At 64.8% G+C, this 16,654-nt stretch carries 14 protein-coding genes; 6 read left to right on the top strand and 8 right to left on the bottom strand.

Features of this window, described 5'->3' with window-relative positions; all coding sequences use genetic code 11:
* Positions 1–5 precede the first annotated feature (5 nt).
* The 3 genes from IB269_RS27065 to IB269_RS27075 are packed head-to-tail and all read right to left on the bottom strand — an operon-like array spanning position 6 to position 2,028.
* Positions 6–716 carry an SDR family NAD(P)-dependent oxidoreductase gene (locus IB269_RS27065; protein WP_230357288.1) on the bottom strand — a complete coding sequence of 237 codons (711 nt, stop codon included), beginning with the start codon at positions 714–716 and terminating at the stop codon, positions 6–8.
* A 44-nt stretch (positions 717–760) separates the two neighbouring features.
* A complete protein-coding gene (locus tag IB269_RS27070) occupies positions 761–1,798 on the bottom strand; it encodes a ketoacyl-ACP synthase III (protein WP_192368771.1) in 1,038 nt (345 codons plus the stop codon).
* Positions 1,799–1,803: 5 nt separating this feature from the next.
* Positions 1,804–2,028, bottom strand: a complete 225-nt coding sequence (locus IB269_RS27075; RefSeq protein WP_097204381.1) for an acyl carrier protein — start codon at positions 2,026–2,028, stop codon at positions 1,804–1,806.
* 361 nt (positions 2,029–2,389) lie between these two features.
* Here IB269_RS27075 and IB269_RS27080 point away from each other — a divergent pair, with 361 nt between their 5' ends.
* The 6 genes from IB269_RS27080 (at position 2,390) to IB269_RS27105 (ending at position 9,876) form a co-directional block, all read left to right on the top strand.
* Positions 2,390–5,194, top strand: a complete 2,805-nt coding sequence (locus tag IB269_RS27080) for a tetratricopeptide repeat protein (protein ID WP_192368772.1) — start codon at positions 2,390–2,392, stop codon at positions 5,192–5,194.
* A 249-nt stretch (positions 5,195–5,443) separates the two neighbouring features.
* A complete protein-coding gene (locus IB269_RS27085; protein ID WP_065346521.1) occupies positions 5,444–6,295 on the top strand; it encodes a flagellin domain-containing protein in 852 nt (283 codons plus the stop codon).
* A 291-nt stretch (positions 6,296–6,586) separates the two neighbouring features.
* Positions 6,587–7,459, top strand: a complete 873-nt coding sequence (locus IB269_RS27090; protein WP_065346520.1) for a flagellin domain-containing protein — start codon at positions 6,587–6,589, stop codon at positions 7,457–7,459.
* Between the two features lie 181 nt (positions 7,460–7,640).
* On the top strand, positions 7,641–9,056 hold the full coding sequence (gene fliD / locus IB269_RS27095) for a flagellar filament capping protein FliD (protein WP_192368773.1): 1,416 nt from the start codon (positions 7,641–7,643) through the stop codon (positions 9,054–9,056).
* Positions 9,057–9,160: 104 nt separating this feature from the next.
* Positions 9,161–9,574 (top strand): flagellar export chaperone FliS, encoded by a 414-nt coding sequence (gene fliS / locus IB269_RS27100; RefSeq protein WP_071953706.1) that lies wholly within the window; start codon positions 9,161–9,163, stop codon positions 9,572–9,574.
* A gap of 2 nt (positions 9,575–9,576) precedes the next feature.
* A complete protein-coding gene (locus tag IB269_RS27105; protein WP_012202553.1) occupies positions 9,577–9,876 on the top strand; it encodes a flagellar protein FliT in 300 nt (99 codons plus the stop codon).
* A 143-nt stretch (positions 9,877–10,019) separates the two neighbouring features.
* Here IB269_RS27105 and IB269_RS27110 read toward each other — a convergent pair whose 3' ends face one another.
* The 5 genes from IB269_RS27110 to IB269_RS27130 are packed head-to-tail and all read right to left on the bottom strand — an operon-like array spanning position 10,020 to position 16,640.
* Positions 10,020–11,312, bottom strand: coding sequence for an HDOD domain-containing protein (locus tag IB269_RS27110; protein WP_192368774.1), 1,293 nt, complete (start codon positions 11,310–11,312; stop codon positions 10,020–10,022).
* A gap of 21 nt (positions 11,313–11,333) precedes the next feature.
* Positions 11,334–12,533, bottom strand: coding sequence for a flagellar hook-associated protein FlgL (flgL, locus tag IB269_RS27115; RefSeq protein ID WP_071953705.1), 1,200 nt, complete (start codon positions 12,531–12,533; stop codon positions 11,334–11,336).
* A 23-nt stretch (positions 12,534–12,556) separates the two neighbouring features.
* On the bottom strand, positions 12,557–14,518 hold the full coding sequence (gene flgK, locus IB269_RS27120; protein ID WP_192368775.1) for a flagellar hook-associated protein FlgK: 1,962 nt from the start codon (positions 14,516–14,518) through the stop codon (positions 12,557–12,559).
* A gap of 14 nt (positions 14,519–14,532) precedes the next feature.
* Positions 14,533–15,495: a flagellar assembly peptidoglycan hydrolase FlgJ gene (flgJ, locus tag IB269_RS27125; protein WP_012202557.1), complete on the bottom strand. Its 963-nt coding sequence runs from the start codon at positions 15,493–15,495 to the stop codon at positions 14,533–14,535.
* Positions 15,492–16,640, bottom strand: coding sequence for a flagellar basal body P-ring protein FlgI (locus IB269_RS27130; protein WP_192368776.1), 1,149 nt, complete (start codon positions 16,638–16,640; stop codon positions 15,492–15,494). Before IB269_RS27130 ends, flgJ begins: the two co-directional genes overlap by 4 nt.
* Positions 16,641–16,654 lie beyond the last annotated feature (14 nt).

Genomic DNA, 16,654 nt, shown 5'->3' on the forward strand with positions numbered 1-16,654 from the left:
TGCAGTTAGAGGCCCATGGAAATGGAGATGCCCCCGTCCACCATGAAATACCCGCGGTTGATTGAACGGCTGGCATCGCTGAGATGGAATGTGGTTGCGTGGGCAATATCCTCAGGCTGGCCCAGGCCAAGGGGCGCCCATTGGGTACGCTCGTGCAGATTGGCGCCGCCCTGGCCCAGGGCCTCCAGCATGGGCGTCTGCACATAGCCGGGGGCGATGCAGTTGACGCGGATGCCGTGTTTGGAGAGATCCTCTGCGATGGAGCGGGAGGCTCCGAGCAGCGCGGACTTGCTGGCCGCATAGGCGGCACTCGCAACAGGCCCCGCATGCGAGGCCACGGCGGCGATGAAGACGATGGATGCCTGCGGCAGCAACTTTCGCCCTGCCACCAGTTTTTGCGTCAGCAGCAGGGGGGCCAGCGTATTGCTGTTGAATGTGTCGTTCAGGTGTTTGGCCCGTGCCATTCGGAACGGCACCAATTGGGATATGCCCGCTGCATGGACCAGTCCATGCAGCGGTTGCACGGCCTGCACCAGTCGATCCAGATCGGATTCGCTGGCCAAGTCGGCGACCAGTCCATCCTGGCCCTTTTCGCCCAACTGGGCCAGGGTGTACTGCAGGCGCTCGGAATTGCGCGCCGTGATGGACACCTGGGCGCCCATGTGGGCGCATTGCAGGGCGATCTCGCGACCGATGCCGGAGCTGGCACCTGTCACGAGTATGTGCCTTCCTTCCAGAGAGAAGGGGTCGACGAAGCCTGTCATGCTTCGATCAGTGCGGGGAAGCGGGCCTGGTCTATATCCACGATGGCCGTGCCCCAGGAAAGGCCTATGCCGAAGCCACCGAGCAGCAGCCTGTTGCGCTGCCCCTGCAGTTGCGCGTTGAGCCGTGCGGTCATGGTGACGGGCAGGGACGCTCCGCTGGTGTTGCCCAGGTCGTGCAGCGTGGAGGGCACCTTCTCGACAGGCAGGCCCAGCTTCTTGCGGATGGTCTCGTTGATCATCCGGTTGGCCTGATGGAAGACGAAGTAGTCGATATCGTCCTTGGCCACCTGGGAGTATTCCAGCAGGCGCTCCACGGCTGGTGGCACGCGCTGGGTGGAAAAGCTCAGAACGGCCGGTCCGTCGAGGATCAGGTCTGCCGGCGTGCGCAGATAGCCATGCTCGTCGCGGGTGGGAATCAGATGCTGCACGCCATAGGGCTCGCGGTGGCCGCCAGCCGGCAGCATGATGGCCTTGTAGCCGCTGCCGTCGCTGTTGAGGTCGAAGTGCATCGGGGCGGCGCTGGCATCGAATTCCAGCGCCGTGGCCGTGCCCGCGTCCGAGAAAAGGGGGTCCTTGACGGTCGCAGACCGGTCGCCCACCAGCAACAGGCCTTTCTTCACGCCGCCTGCCGAGATCATGCTCCCCAGCAGGTGCAGACCGAAGGGGTAGCCTGAGCAGCCGAGATTCACATCAAAGGCGATGGTGCCGTGCGACAGGCCCAGGCGATCCTGAAGAATGATGGCCGTGGCGGGAATGGGATAGTCGGGCGATTGCGTGACGACGATCAGCGCATCGATCTCTTCGCGCTGCCACTGCAGTTCTTCCAGCAGCTTCTCCGCAGCCACAAAGGCCAGGTCCGAGAAGCATTGCCATTCCGGGCAGATGCGGCGGGTCTGGATGCCGATGTTGCGAACCAGCCGCTCGCGCTCGGTGCGCTGCGAAGGGGGACAGTCCTCCAGGTTGGAGATGATCCGCTTGGGAACGCAACTGGCCATGCCCGCAAAGCGGACGTTGTGCAGGGTGGACAGCGCCATGGTGTTCAGCCCAGGAGCTTGTAGAGGTCGTTGACGGTAACGCAGTTCTTGATGTCGTCGCCGGTGATGGTCTTGCCGAACTCGACATCGAACATGACGATCACGCCCAGCGCCGCCAGCGAGTCCCACTCGGGCAGGCTCTTGAGCTCGGTCTCGGGCGTCACTTCCACGGCCTCCTGGAAGTCCACGGCGGTCAGAAAGCTTTCGATGAATTGGTCAATGGAGGGCATGGGATGGGTTCCTGAAAAATAGGCTGGGCGCCTGCCTATGAGGGCAAACGCTTCGATGAATTTTCGCAGAGCGCCTCTGCGCCGGAAGGCTGGAACTGTGGGCAAAAGCGAGTCCTGTTCCGATGCTGCGTGGGGCGATGCTGTCCTGGCGGACCCCGGGGGATGATGGCATATGGCTCCCTGGGGTGCTTCCTGTTTTGTAGCAGGCGGTGACCGGGCCACTTGATAAAAGTGGAAGAAATGCGGTTTGCTCCCGCTTATCCAGGGGCCGTGTTTGCCGGCTTGCCTGCACGATGGCGGCATTTGTGCGGGTGTCGGCTTGGAGGCCGGGCCTGTGGTGGGGCGCTTGCCCGCAACCTTGATGACCAAGATGAATACGAACGAGCATTTGCAGCAGGCCCGCCAGTTGCACGACCAGTGGCAGTTCGAGCAGGCCCGCCAAGCCTATGAAAAGGTGCTGGAGCAGGAGCCTGCCCATGCCGAAGCCCTGCACGGCATGGCCCAGCTGCTGGGTCTGCACCAGCTGCGCAGCGCAGAGGCGCTGCCCTATCTGGAGGCGGCCATCGGCGTGCGGCCTGCGGATTTTGGCTACTGGCGCCTGTACATCCACATGCTGATCCGCGAGGGCCTGCTGGACATGGCCATCTCGCTGATCGACGTGGCACGGGCCAACGGCATGCAGGAGATTGCGCTGGAGCAGCTGGAAAAGGATGTGGCTCTGGTGCAGGGCGCCCAGGCCGCAGCGTTTCTGGAGGAGCAGGCCGCGCGTTGGCCGCTGGGGCCGGCTGAGCCGGAGATGGCGCCTGCTGCCGGCGATGGCCGGGGCCGGGTGCCCGATGCGCAGCTGCGGCTGCTGATGCAGCTGTTCGCCCAGCGCGAGCATGCCGAGGTCAGTCAGCTGGCGGGGTCGCTGGTTCGCGAGTACCCCAGGAGCGGCTTGGTCTGGAAGCTCAAGGCGGCAGCCGATCATGCGAACGGCCGCATCGAGGCGGCCCTGCAGTCAGCGCGCCAGGCAGCCGTTCTGCTGCCGCGCGATGCCGAGGTGCAGTTCAACCTGGGTGGTATCTGCCTGCAGGCAGGCCACGCGGCCGAGGCCGAGCGTGCGATGCGCGCGGCTTTGGCGCTGCGGCCGCATTGGACCCAGGCTTTCTCGCATCTGGGCGATGCACTTTGTGCCCAGGACCGTACCGAAGACAGCCTGCCCTGCTATGTGAACGCGCTGCTGCTCGATCCCGAGGATGTGGACACGCTGTCCCGGCTGACCGCTGCGCTGCAGAAGACCGGACGGCTGCAGGAATGTGCGCAGTTCCTGGTGCTGCTCATGCAGCAGCGGCCCGAGGACCTGCGCTTGTGCCTGGCCAGCGCCCATGTGCTGGGCGAGGCTGGCTGGGAGCTGCAGGCGGAAACGGCTTATCGCATGGCGCTGCAGCTCGATCCCGGCAGCCTGGAACTGCTGCTGCATCTGGCGTTGCTGCTGTGTGCCGGCGGCCGACTGGGAGAAGCCGAAACCTGCTTGCGCAAGGCGCTGCAATTGCGTCCCGACAATGCGGTGCTTCTCTGCGAAACGGCCTTCACGCTGTTCGCCCAGAAGAAGTGGGATCAAGCGTTGGAACTGCTTGAAGAAGCGCTGCGCATTCAGCCTGATAGCGCTCGCGCGCAGATAATCCGTTGCCACGTGCTGCTTGAAACCCGTGATCTGCCCCGGCTCGACCAGGCGCTGACGGCCGCGCTGGAGCGCTTGCCCGGTGACCGGGAGCTGATGTTCCAGCGTGCCGCCTACTGGGACCGCTGCGGTGACGCCGCGCGCCACATGCAACAGCTGGATGAACTGGTGAGGCTGCACCCGGACTACGAGCCCGCCTACAGCGCGCGCCTGTTCGCCATGATCCATTCTCCTGAGGCCAGTGCAGCCTCGGTGGGCCGGGCCAACCGCGAATATGGCGCGCTCATGCGGTGCCACTCCGCGGGGCAGCAAGGGACCGGGCATGACAATGCCCGCGACCCCGGCAAGACATTGCGCCTGGGCTTTGTGTCCGGCGATCTTCGCGCCCATGCGGCCGCCAAGTTCTTCCTGCCGGTGATGCGCGAGCTGTCCCGGCATGGCGACCTGGTGTGCGTTGCCTATTGCAACAACGAGATCCACGACGAAGTCACCAAGGAGTTCCAGGGCCTGTTCCAGCTGTGGCGCGGTATCCGGGATATGAATGTGCAGTCGCTGTCGAACCTGGTGCGGGCCGACGGCATCGATATCCTGATCGATCTGAGCGGCCACACGCGCGGGCACCGGCTGGATCTGTTTGCCGCCAAGCCTGCGCCGCTGCAGATGACTTGGATAGGCAACCCCGGCAGCACGGGCCTGGAGAGCATGGACTACATTGTGCTCAGCGACCTGATCCTGGAAGATGAACTGCTCAAGACCCAGCTGACGGAGCGGCTGATGCGTGTTCCGCTGGCCTACGTCTTCGACGGAGGCATCCACCAGGAGGCCGTGGCGCCACTGCCGGCGCTGCGCAACGGGCATTTGACGTTTGGCTCCTTCAACCGCCTGTCCAAGATCAACCGCCAGGTGGTTTCTGTCTGGGGTGAGGTGCTGCGCGCCCTGCCCACTGCGCGGCTGAAGATCGCGGCCTGTCCCCGTTCCGGTCCTCCGCAGCACCTGCGCGACTGGCTGGCCCAAGAGGGCGTGGCCGCGCAGCGCGTCGATTTTGTGGAGCAGATGGGGTTCGAGCACTATCTGCAGGCCCACCATGACATAGACATCTGCCTGGATACCTTGCCTTTTACGGGCGGAGTGGTCACCAACCACGCACTGTGGATGGGCGTGCCCACGCTGACGCTGATGGGGGAGCTGCTGGCGGGGCGGCAGTCGGCCGAAGTGATGGCTCGTGTGGGCTTGGACCAAGGCTTTGCAGCACGGGACCTGGCGCAACTGCTGGACCAGGCTGCGTACTGGCAGGCACATTTGCCGCAGCTGCAGCAGATACGCCAGGGGCTGCGCGCACGCCTGCAGGACCTGGAGCCGCAACAGGCGGATATCGTGGCGCGCTCGGTGGCGATGGGGATGCGCCAGGCCTGGGCCCGCTGGTGCCAGGGACAGGAGCCTGTGGATCTGCGTGTCTCCTATGAGGATCTGGGTCTGGCTGCTCCTGTGGCCCCCGTTTTGTAACAGCGAATCAGGCACCGCGCGGATGGGCCATGCCGCGCGGTGCAAAAAATCTTGTGAAGTCCCCCTAAAGTTCGCCGGGGCAGCTCCGAAAACCAACTCAGCAGAGGGACAAAAAGTCCTGAGCCCACCAAAAGCCGCGTAATTCGATGTGAAAGCGGCCGATGGTCGGATTGGGCCGCCGCCGCCCGCCTTGCGATAAGCGAGGGCACCGTGGCGGCGACGTAACTGACTTTACTAGGAGTTGTCACCATGGCCATGTCTATCAACACCAACGTGCAATCGCTGAACGCCCAGCGCAACCTGGCTACTTCGCAAAGCTCGCTGTCCACCACCATGCAGCGCCTGTCCTCCGGCCTGCGCGTCAACAGCGCCAAGGATGACGCCGCTGGCCTGGCCATCGCAGAACGCATGAATGCCCAGGTCCGCGGCATGAACGTGGCAGTGCGCAACGCCAACGATGGCGTGTCGATGGCGCAGACCGCTGAAGGCGCCCTGTCCAAGGTGACCGACGCTCTGCAGCGTATGCGTGAACTGGCTGTGCAGGCCCGTAACGGCACCAACGGCGCCAAGGACCAGGTTTCGCTGAACAAGGAATTCGTCGAGCTGGGCAAGGAAATCGACCGCGTGATCAAGGGCGCTGATTTCAACGGCAAGAAGATCCTGAGCACCGACTCCGGCGCCATCAACTTCCAGGTCGGCGCCAACACCTCGGCCAACGACTCGATCACGGTCACCACGAGCAACCTGGGCACGAACACCGACATCACGGCCATCACCAGCGCCTCGATCGGCTCCAACGCCACCACGGCTCTGGACGCTACCGCCCTGGCCACCGTGATCAGCAACCTGGACACGGCCCTGGACACGGTCAACTCCGAGCGCGCCGTGCTGGGTGCCACGCAGAACCGCTTCGAGGCCGTGGTCTCGAACCTGCAAGTGGCTTCCGAGAACACCGCTTCGGCCCGTAGCCGCATCATGGATGCCGACTTCGCTTCGGAAACCGCCAACCTGAGCCGCTCGCAGATCCTGCAGCAAGCCGGCACGGCGATGGTGGCCCAGGCCAACCAGCTGCCCCAGGGCGTTCTGGCCCTGCTGCGCTGATCGTAGTACGAGTCCGGCTGCCTTCCCAAGCAGGAAGCGGCCGGAATTCTCCAAACCCCAGGCATCTGCCTGGGGTTTTTTTATGGCCGAAAGAGTGGGCGAAGAGGGTGTTCGAAGGGTGAATTGGCGCCGGATCATGGGCTTTATCGGCGCTTTGGCGCAGGGGCTTTTCCGCACAATCGTTGGCATCAGATAGGCAGAGCTGGAAGTCCTGGCGTGCTTTCTGGCGTTCTGGCGGCTTGGGGTCGTCGAACGGTTGGCCATTGTTCATGCCTAACGAGGAGCTGCCCCATGGCATCCATCATCAACACCAATCTTGTTTCGCTTAACGCCCAGCGCAATCTCAGCACATCCCAGTCGTCGCTGAGCACGACCATGCAGCGCCTGTCTTCGGGTCTGCGTGTCAACAGTGCAAAGGACGACGCGGCGGGTCTGGCCATTGCCGAGCGCATGAACGCTCAGGTACGCGGCATGAATGTGGCCATGCGCAATGCCAATGACGGCATTTCCATGGCGCAGACGGCCGAAGGCGCGCTGGGCAAGCTCAGCGACAACCTGCAGCGCATGCGTGAGCTGGCCGTGCAGGCCGCCAACGACACCAACGGCACGACGGACCGTGGTTCGCTGGACAAGGAGTTCCAGCAACTGGCACAGGAAATCGCCCGTATCGTCGGCAGCACCAGCTTCAACGGCCGCCAGCTGCTGGACAACAATAATGCCACCGTGTTCCAGGTGGGGGCAAATACCGGCGCCGACAACCAGATCACGATCATGGCCGTCAACCTGACGGGCACAGCACCGGGCGGTTTGGATATCACGACCGGTACGCCTCCTTCGCTGGGTGGAGCTCTGGGTTCTCTGCTCGGTGCAGGTAGCTCGGCTCCTGATGCGCGCCTGTCCATGGCTGCCATCGATACGGCGCTGGACCTGGTCAACAACACGCGCGCCACCTTCGGTGCCGCACAGAACCGCTTCGAAGCCGTGATCTCCAATCTGCAGGTGGCTGCAGAGAACACCGCATCCGCACGCTCGCGCATCATGGATGCCGACTTTGCCGCCGAAACCGCGAACCTGAGCCGCACGCAGATCCTGCAGCAGGCCGGCACAGCCATGGTGGCCCAGGCCAACCAGCTGCCCCAGTCGGTGCTCAAGCTGATCCAGTAAGAGGGAGTCAGGGGGGCTTTTGAGCCTGGCTGCGCGGGGCGTGGCCAAAAAAAGCCTCAGGTTCCAGAAAAACCGGTCGATAAGATACCGGGGAATGCCCTCGGGCATTTGGTGTGCGTGTTCGCAAGGACGCGCTCTGCGCTATGGCGCGGAGGTGTTCTGCACTTAGAAAGGGATGGTCATGGCCACCTTGAGTTCAGCTGGCATCAGCGGCAGCGGCCTGGACGAGACAATGATCGCCAAACTGGTGGCCCTGCAAAGGCAGTCACTGGTTCCGCTTCAGCAAAAAGCGTCTGTCCTGGATTCCAAGATATCCACGTTCGGGCAGATCAAGTCCCTGATGTCCACGCTTCAGGATGCGGCCACTTCCCTGGCCGACGCCGATACCTGGCGCTTGACCAATGCTGCCACGACCAATACGGCCGTGGGCGTCACGGTGACGGACGCCAATGCCCTGCCTGGATCTTCGGTGATCTCGGTGACGCAGCTGGCGCGCAGCCAGTCGGTGGCGACCGGTATCATGCCGACGGCCACCCAGTTCGGGGCTGGCAAGCTCACCATCACCATGGGCAACTGGAACAGCGCTGGAACCCAGTTCAGCAATCCCGGCACGCCGATGGAGATCGATATCGCGGCGGGTGCCAAGCTGGAGGACGTGGTCCAGGCCATCAACGGCAAGGGCGCCGGCGTGGTTGCGTCAGTGCTCAAGGATGCCCAGGGCGAACGGCTTGTGCTGCGCTCGCGCAGCACGGGCGCGGATGCGGGTTTCACCGTCGGTGCCAGTGGCGATGCCAGCCTTTCGGCCCTGGCGTTCAATGGCGCGGCCACCACGGGCTCCGTGGCTCAGTACGCCCAGAACGCCGAGATCGATGTCAATGGCATCAAGGTGCAATCGACAACCAATGAATTCAAGCAGACCCTGCCTGGCCTCAATATCACGGTGAACCAGGTGACGACGTCCCCTGTCACGGTGACAGTGACCTCGGACACCGATGCCTTGAAGAAGAAGATCCAGGCCTTCATGGATGCCTACAACGGGCTCAATGACGCGCTGGCGAGTTCGACCAAGTACGACGCCGAAAGCAAGGCGGCCGGCGTGCTGCAGGGGGACTCCACCACGGTGGGCATGACCAACAGCCTGCGCAGCGTGGTCTCGGGTACGGTTGCTGGCGGCGCGGACACGCTCAAGCGCCTGTCCGACATGGGCATACAGATCCAGAAGGGTGGCAAGCTGGCCTTCGGTACGACGGCAAGCGACAAGACCAAGCTGGACGCAGCGCTGAAGGACCCCGAGTCCATGAGCAAGATGTTTGCCGCAGTGGGAACGGACGGGCAGCCTGATACGCAGGGCCTGGCCGCGCGCATGAAGGATTTCACGCGCAAGGCGCTGGAATTCGATGGCACCTTCGACACCAAGAGCAAGAGCCTGCAGGAGCTCAAGAAGAGCAACGGCAAGTCCCAGGACCGGATCAACGACCAGGCCGATTCGCTGGAAAAGCGCCTGCGTGAGCAGTACGCGTCCCTGGACAAGAAGATGAGCGGCTACTCGGCGCTCAGTGCCTACATGAACCAGCAGGTTTCCCAGTGGAATAAATAAATAGGAGCCATGCGGAGCGGCGGTCGTGTTTTCTGTAACCAATGCCCGGTGCCTCTAAATTTTCAGGCATTGCAGCCGAAGAACAAGACATCAAGGAAACGAACATGTACACATCGCTCAACCGCCGTGCTGCAAGTGCCTACGCCCAGGTCGGCGTCCAGTCCTCCGTGGACGGCGCATCGCCCCACCAGCTGATCCAGCTGCTGTTCGATGCGCTCGAGAAAGCGCTGAACGCGGCCAAGGGAGCCATGCAGCGTGGCGACATCGGTGAGAAGGGTGTGCAGATCGGCAAGGCCGTGCGCATTCTGGAAGAAGGCCTGAAGGCCTCCGTCAATCCCGATGAAGGTGGCGAGCTGGCCCAGAACCTGATTTCCGTCTACGACTACAGCATCACCCAGCTGACGCTGGCCAATCTGCGCAACGACACGGCGCTGCTGCAAAGCGCGCAGGATGTGCTGGCTCCGATTGCCCATGGTTGGCGCGACATCGCCAACACGCCAGCCGTTGCCGGGACCTAGAAATGGAGCTGACATTGATTGACTTTTACCGTGCCATAGAAGACAGCAGCGCCAAGATGCTGCAGGCCGCACAGAACAAGGATTGGGAGGGGGTGACGCGCTACGAGGGCACTTGTGCCGTGCTGATCGAGCAGCTGCGGCTCAAGTCGCATGACGAGCCGCTGGCGCCCGATCAGCGCAAGGAGAAGGCCCGCATCATGCAGCGCATCCTGCGCAACGATGCCCAGATCCGCACGCTGGCCGAGCCCTGGCTGGCACAGTTCGAGCACATGTTCGACGGCCAGCCCCACGCCATGCATTGAGCACGGCAGATCGACAGGAGCTGCATCCGCAGCCTTCCTGCCGGACACAAAAAAACCGCCTGATGTTCAGGCGGTTTTTTTATGGACGGAATCTGCGGATGCCAGCGGCGGCTGAGGCTTCCCACCCGGCCGCTGTGGACTGATCAGGCCGCAGGCGCAGGCTGCACCTGCAGTTCGCTGAGCATGCGCAGCAGGATGCGGTTCACGTCCTCGATCTCGAAGGCGTGTTCTTCGCGCAGCTGGCGAATCGGTGCGGGATCGTCGGACTCCAGCGCAATGGCCATGAGCAGGGCCGGCGCGTAGGGGCCGGTGCGCGTCACTGCGGCGTCGAAGACGCGCTCGGACACGGGAATGCGGCGCAGCGCGGTGGGCAGGGGCTCGCCCAGCAGCTGGTCCAGCTGCGAGAGCAGGCCCAGCAGATAGACCTCGCGCTGCAGGTCGTGGCTGATGCCGGCCTCGATCAGTCGCTCGGTCAGGCTGGCGCGCAGCCGGATGGCGGTGCGCACGGGCACCAGGCTGGGCTCGGTGCAGGCGTGGGGCAGCTGGTCGGACAGCCAGCGCTGCAGCGTGCCGTATCCCAGCATCACCAGGCCGCGGCGCAGCGAGTCCACATTGCCTCGCAGGCCCAGGGCTGCGGAGTTGGTGTAGAGCATGAAGCGATAGGCCAGGATGGGGTCCTCGCCCAGGATCTGCTCGAAGGCCTCGATCGATTGCTCGGCATCGACGGCGCGCATCAGTGCGAGCACGGTGTCGCGGCTGGGCAGGGCGGCGTGATGGCGCTGGGCATGCAGCGTATCGGCCACGGGCCAGCCGGCGATGGCGCCCGCATGGAAGCTGTCCAGGCACAGATCGGTCAGGGCCAGGCTGTCCAGCCCCTCGTACATCTGGCCGCCCAGCAGTTGCAGGGGCGGCAGGGTGGGTGTGGGCCTGGCGGCCTGCTTCAGGGCCTGGAGCTTGGTCGGTGCCTGGGCTGCCTGGGCGGCCTGTTGCAGCGCAAGCGCTGTCTGGTTTTGCATGCCCGAAGCGCCTTCGGGCGGCAGGTGCAGCAGGCTGCTGGCAAACCAGTGGGCGGCCTGGGCGTCGGGCACATCGGACAGCGGCCCGCGCCACACCAGCATCAGGCCGCGCGCATGCGCCTGGCGCACCAGGTCGTAGATGGCGGAGTCCTGCAGCCAGTCGCCGCGCACCTCGATCCAGGGGCTGCCCTTGGAGGCGTTTTCCAGCAGGTCGCACAGCACCTGGCGCGACTGGGGCGACAGCAGTACCGGCGGCGACTGCGTGCCCCAGGTCTCGCGCAGTATGCGCAGCAGGTGGGCCACGTCGGCCTGGACGCCGGGTTCCTCGTGAAGATAAAGCTGCACGCCCGCCAGACGGCGGGCCTGGTTCCAGAGCGGCCTATAGCCGAGGGTCAGAGAGCTCAGGACGGACTGGACCATGGATGCATGCGCGGGTGGCTATCAGTTGATGAAGTTGAACAGTGACAGTTTCTGGATCGAGGCATAGGACTGCAAGGCAGCCTGCATGCCCACCTTCTGCATGTCCACATCGGAGAGGGCCTTGATCATATCGATGTCTTCGGCCCGCGAACGCGCTGCTTCCTGCTGGTCCGCCTGGTTCTTCATGTCGTCTTCAAGGCGGTCGGCGCGGTTGAGCTGGTCGCCGGCGAAGCTGCGCATGGCCTGGACGCGGCTCATGCCGGCATCGAGTTCATTGAGGCCGCGGCCCAGCGCCTGCTGCATGGCGCCGGCATCGGTGGCGCCGTTCTTCACGCCCGCGATCACGTTGTCCAGCACGCTGAACAGGTCGGTGCGCTGGCTGGGGCCCAGCGTGAAGCTGTCGCCCGTGGCCAGGTTGCCCGAAATCTTCATCGACATGCCGCCCACGGTGATGCTGTCGCCGGCCGTGTAGGGAACGGCCGCACCGGTCGTGCCACCGGAGGTGACGGTGTAGCTCAGGGCGCCCGTCGTGGCGTCCTTGGTGAAATTCAGGGTGTAGCTGGCGCCCGTGATGGCGCTGGGGTCCGACACCGTGCCCAGGTCGGCATAGGCCGAGCTGCCCGTGGGCGACTGGCGCGACACGGCGAAGACGCCGTTGCCCGTTGGCACGTTCATCCAGGTCGCAAAGCCGTCCAGCGCCAGCGGCAGGCCGTTCTCGCTGCCCGTGGCCTGGCCTGGCTGCAACTGGGAGTTGGCGCCGGGGGTGTTGTTGACAAGAGGATCTTCCTTGCTGCCCAGCCCGCGGAAGATGGGCAGGCCGTTGGAGTCCTTGGCATTGGCGTAGCTCAGCACCTGGTTGCGCAGGCTCTCGAGCTGCTGCACCAGCGCATCGCGCGCCTTCTGGTCATAGGAGCCATTGCCGGACTGCAGGATCAGGTCGCGGAAGTCCTTGAGCGCGTCCTGGGCCGTGCCCAGCTTGGATTCGCCCTGGGCCATCACATCGCGCTGCAAGCCCAGCACGCGCTGGTCGTTTTCCGAGCGGGAGATGCGCGTGAGTGCGCGTTCGGCCTGTGCGGCGGCCACGGGGTCGTCGCTGGCGCGCACCACGCGCTTGCCGGAGGTGGTCTTTTCCATCAGGTCCACCAGACTCGTGTTGCGCGAGTTCAGGTTGTTGATGGTGCTTTCGTACATGTTGGCCGTGCCAATGCGGGAGATGCTCATGGTGGAATGCTCCTGTCCTGTGATCAGCGGCCTACGGTCTGCAGAACGCTGTCGAAAATGCTTTGCGCGACCTGCAGCATCTTGGCCGAGGCCTGGTAGGACTGCTGGTACTGCAGCAGCTTGGCGGCCTCTTCGTCGAGATTCACGCCCGAGACGGCCGTGCGGTCCGCTTCCAGGTTCTTGGCGATGGTCTCGGACAGCTTGGCCGCGTACTGCGCGCTTTGGGTGCGCGTGCCGACCTGGGCCATGGCGGTGGAAAAGCCGTCGCTCAGCGTGGTCGAGCCATCGAAGAGCTTGCTGTCGCGCAGGGCCAGGAAGGAGCTGGCATTGCCCGCATCGCGCTGATAGGCCGTGCCGTACTGTGGGTCGGTGGCCTTGCCCAGCGTGACCTTGTCGCTGGTGGTTCCATTGATGGCGGGCGTGCCGGTAATCTTGACCTGCAGGCCCGGTGCCAGCTGTATGGCCTGGCCGGAGGTGTATAGGCCCGTGGCGGGTACGCCTGTGGGTGCCGGGGTGATGGTGTACTCCAGCTGCCCGGCGCCGTTCTTGCTGAATGACACCTCGGCACCGGCGAAGTTGGTCAAGTCGAAGCCCGCGCTGACCTGGATCCCGCCCATCTGCAGGGTGGCATCGCCCAGCGACTTGATGCTGGCGGCCACGGGATTGGCCACGGCCAGGTCGTTGGGCGAGTGCACGGCGGCCTGGATGTCGTGGGCGCCTGCCGCCATGGGGCGGAACAGGATGGAGTTGCCGTTGGTGCCCGGGGCCTTGAGGTCGAATTTCAGGCCGTCGATCACCTTGGAGTTGAGATCGGCCACGCTGGTGAAGTCCGTCACCTTGCCGTCCGACAGGCGGATGACCTTGCCAGCTGGGGCCGTGCTGCCGAAGACGATCTGGTAGTCGGATGCCTTGAGCTGGCTGGAGTCGACCACCGTGGTCGTCGGCGTGGTGGCGCCGGTCCACTGCGCGCCCGTGGTCGAGCCGTTGCTGACCATGGACAGCTTGAACAGATTGCTGCCGCTTTGTCCCGACAGCGTCAGGCCCAGGTTGTTTTGCTCGTTCAGCGAGTCGCCAATGGCCAGGGCCATGCGGCCCAGCAGGTTGCGGCCCTCAGTCAGGTCGCTTCCCTGGAACTGCAGCAGGCCTGCGATCTCGCCGCCACCCAGCATGGAGGGCGTCAGTTCCACGTTCTGGCCGCCGGGCTGCTGGAAGTACAGGGCCATCTTGCCGCTGCCCGGGAACTCGGTGGCTTCCTTGAGCGTGAGCTGGGCGGAATTGGGTCCCAGCACCAGTGGCTGGCTGCCGCCCACGAACAGGCTGATGCTGCCGTCGTCCGCAGGGATCTGGCTGGTCTGCACGTATTTGTTGATGTTGCGCACCAGCTGGTCGCGCTGGTCCAGCAGGTCGTTGGGCGTCTGGCCCGAGGCGATGGAGCGGCTGATCTGCGCATTGAGCGTGGCCACCTGGCCTGCCAGGCTGTTGACCACGGTCACATCGTTGCCCATCTGCTGCTTGGCGCTGTAGTCCAGCTCGTCCAGCTGCGCCGATGCCGAGCGAAAGCGCGCCGCCAGCTCGTTCATACGCGTGAGCACCACCTGGCGCGCCGACGGGTCGGTGGGCGCACCGGCCACGTCGCCGAACGAATTCATCATGTCGGTGATCGCCGCGCCCAGGCCGGTCTTGCCGCCGCCGAACACTTCCTGCATCTGCGCCAGCGAGGTGGCACGCGCCGAGTCGGCAGCCGACACGGCGCTGGCCGTGGCTGCCTGGCGGTTGAGCAGGTCATTGAAGTTGCGCAGGATGGTGTTCACATCCACGCCATTGCCGATGTAGCCGCTGCCCATGTTCTGGCCCGGCGAGGTCTGGAAGGCCACGCTCTGGCGCGAATATCCGGCCGTGTTGACGTTGGCGATGTTGTGGCCTGTGGTCTGCAGGGCGATCTGGTTCGCCATCAGGGCGCGGGACCCGACGTTCAAAAGGCTCATGACGTGTTCTCTGGTTAGGCTTGGGCACGTGCCGCGCTCTGCACGGCGCTCTGGATGGCGCGGCTGAGCTTGCTGGCGTATTCGGGATCGGTGGCGTAGCCGGCTTTCTGCAGCTCGGTCGCATAGGCCAGGGCCGAGTCGGTCTTTCCCATGGCTTTCTCGTAGCGCGGATTGCTGGTGATCAGGCGCGCGTAGTCGCGGAAGGACTCCTCGTAGGAGTCGTAGGCACGGAACTTGGCCGTGACCTTGCGCGCCACGCCGTCGATGTATTCGGTGGTCGTGACCTCGGCGACCTTGCCCGTCCAGCCCTTGCCGGCCTTGATGCCGAACAGGTTGTGGGCATTGCTGCCATTGGCATTCTTGATTTCGCTCTTGCCCCAGCCGGTCTCGTGTCCGGCCTGGCCCAGCATGAAGGCGGCCGGAATGCCGCTTTCCTGCGCCACGCGTGCAGCGGCGTCGCCATGGTGGGCGACGAAGTTGTCACGGCCCTTGGGCGCGGGCGCGTAGGCGTTGACGGACTGGGCCGCGCTGCTGCGGCTGCCGCTCCAGGCGCCTGTGGTGCCATTGGCGCTGCCGGCCGTGCTGCGCCAGGCGATGCGGCTCATGCTCAGTGTGGAGGGCACGGAGATCTCGGCATCCTCGGCGGCTTCCGAGCCCATGGTGCGGGCCAGCTGGCGCGTGATGGCATCCGACAGGCCGCCGGGCTGGCCCGACATGGCCACCGACAGCTGCTGGTCCAGCATGTCGGTGCTCAGGTTGCCCTGTGCGCTGTCGAGCAGGCCGGACTTCATGGTGGCCTCGCGCATGCTCTTGATCATCTCGCGCATGAACAGCGATTCCAGCTGCTTGGCGGTTTCCTTCGCGGCCTGCGGACTGTTCTCGCCGGCCGCGAATTTGAGTGCGTTGAGGGACCGGGCGTCGGCCGCCAGCGCATTGCTGGCCGCAGTCTGCGATCCGTTGGGAAGTGCGATGCTCATATCACCTCCAGTTCGGCGTTGAGGGCGCCTGCTGCCTTGATGGCCTGCAGGATGGCCAGCAGGTCCTGGGGCGTGGCGCCCAGCGTGTTGAGTGCGCGCACCACGTCGGTCAGTTGCGGGGAGCCGGGCATGTTGATGATGTTGCCGGGCTCCTGCTTGATCTGGATGTCGGACTTCTGGGCCACCACGGTCTGGCCCTGCGAGAAGGCGCCGGGCTGGCTGATCACCGGCGTGGTGCTGATGGTGATGGCCAGGTTGCCATGCGCGATGGCGCAGGGGCCCAGGGTCACAGCCTGGTTGAGCACGATGGAGCCCGTGCGTGCATTGATCACGACCTTGGCCGAGGGCTTGGAGGTCTCGATCGGCATCTCCTGGATCTCGGCGATCATGCGCACGCGCGATCCTGGGTCCTGGGGCGCGGACACGCGCACGGTGCGCCCGTCCAGCGCCTGTGCCACGCCCTGGCCCATGCGCTGGTTGATGGCGCGCACCACCTTGTCGGCGGTCTGGAAATCGGTGGCGTTCAGGCCCAGCGTGATGCTGTCGCCTTCGTTGATCGGTGTGGGTACGGCGCGCTCGACCTGGGCGCCCTGCGGCACGCGGCCGGCGCTCAGGTGGTTGATCTGTACCTTGGAGCCGCCGGCCGAGGCGCCTGCGCCGCCGACCACGAGGTTGCCCTGGGCCAGCGCATAGATCTCGCCATCGGCGCCGCGCAGCGGTGTGGCCACCAGGGTGCCGCCCTTGAGCGACTTGGCGTTGCCCACGGAGGAGACCACCACGTCGATGGCCTGGCCCGGCTGGGCAAAGGCCGGCAGTTCGGCGGTGACGATCACGGCCGCCACGTTCTTGAGCTGCAGCTGGCCAGAATTGCCTGTGGCGGGCAGCGAGATGCCCATCTGCTCCAGGTAATTGGCCAGGGCCTGCTTGGTGTAGGGCATCTGGGTGGTCTGGTCGCCCGTGCCGTCGAGGCCGACCACCAGACCGTAGCCGGTCAACTGGTTGCTGCGCACGCCCTGGATGGCAGCGACCTCTTTGATGCGTGTTGCATGCGCCGGCAGGGTCAGCATGCTGGCGCCGAGGGCGGCTGCAACCCAGAAGGGGCGCTGCACTTGGCGCAATGTCAGGAGCATGGACAGTACTTTCATGCTGTCCATTCTCC

The organism is Delftia sp. DLF01, assembly GCF_014852125.1.
GTDB classification, from domain to species: domain Bacteria; phylum Pseudomonadota; class Gammaproteobacteria; order Burkholderiales; family Burkholderiaceae_C; genus Comamonas; species Comamonas acidovorans.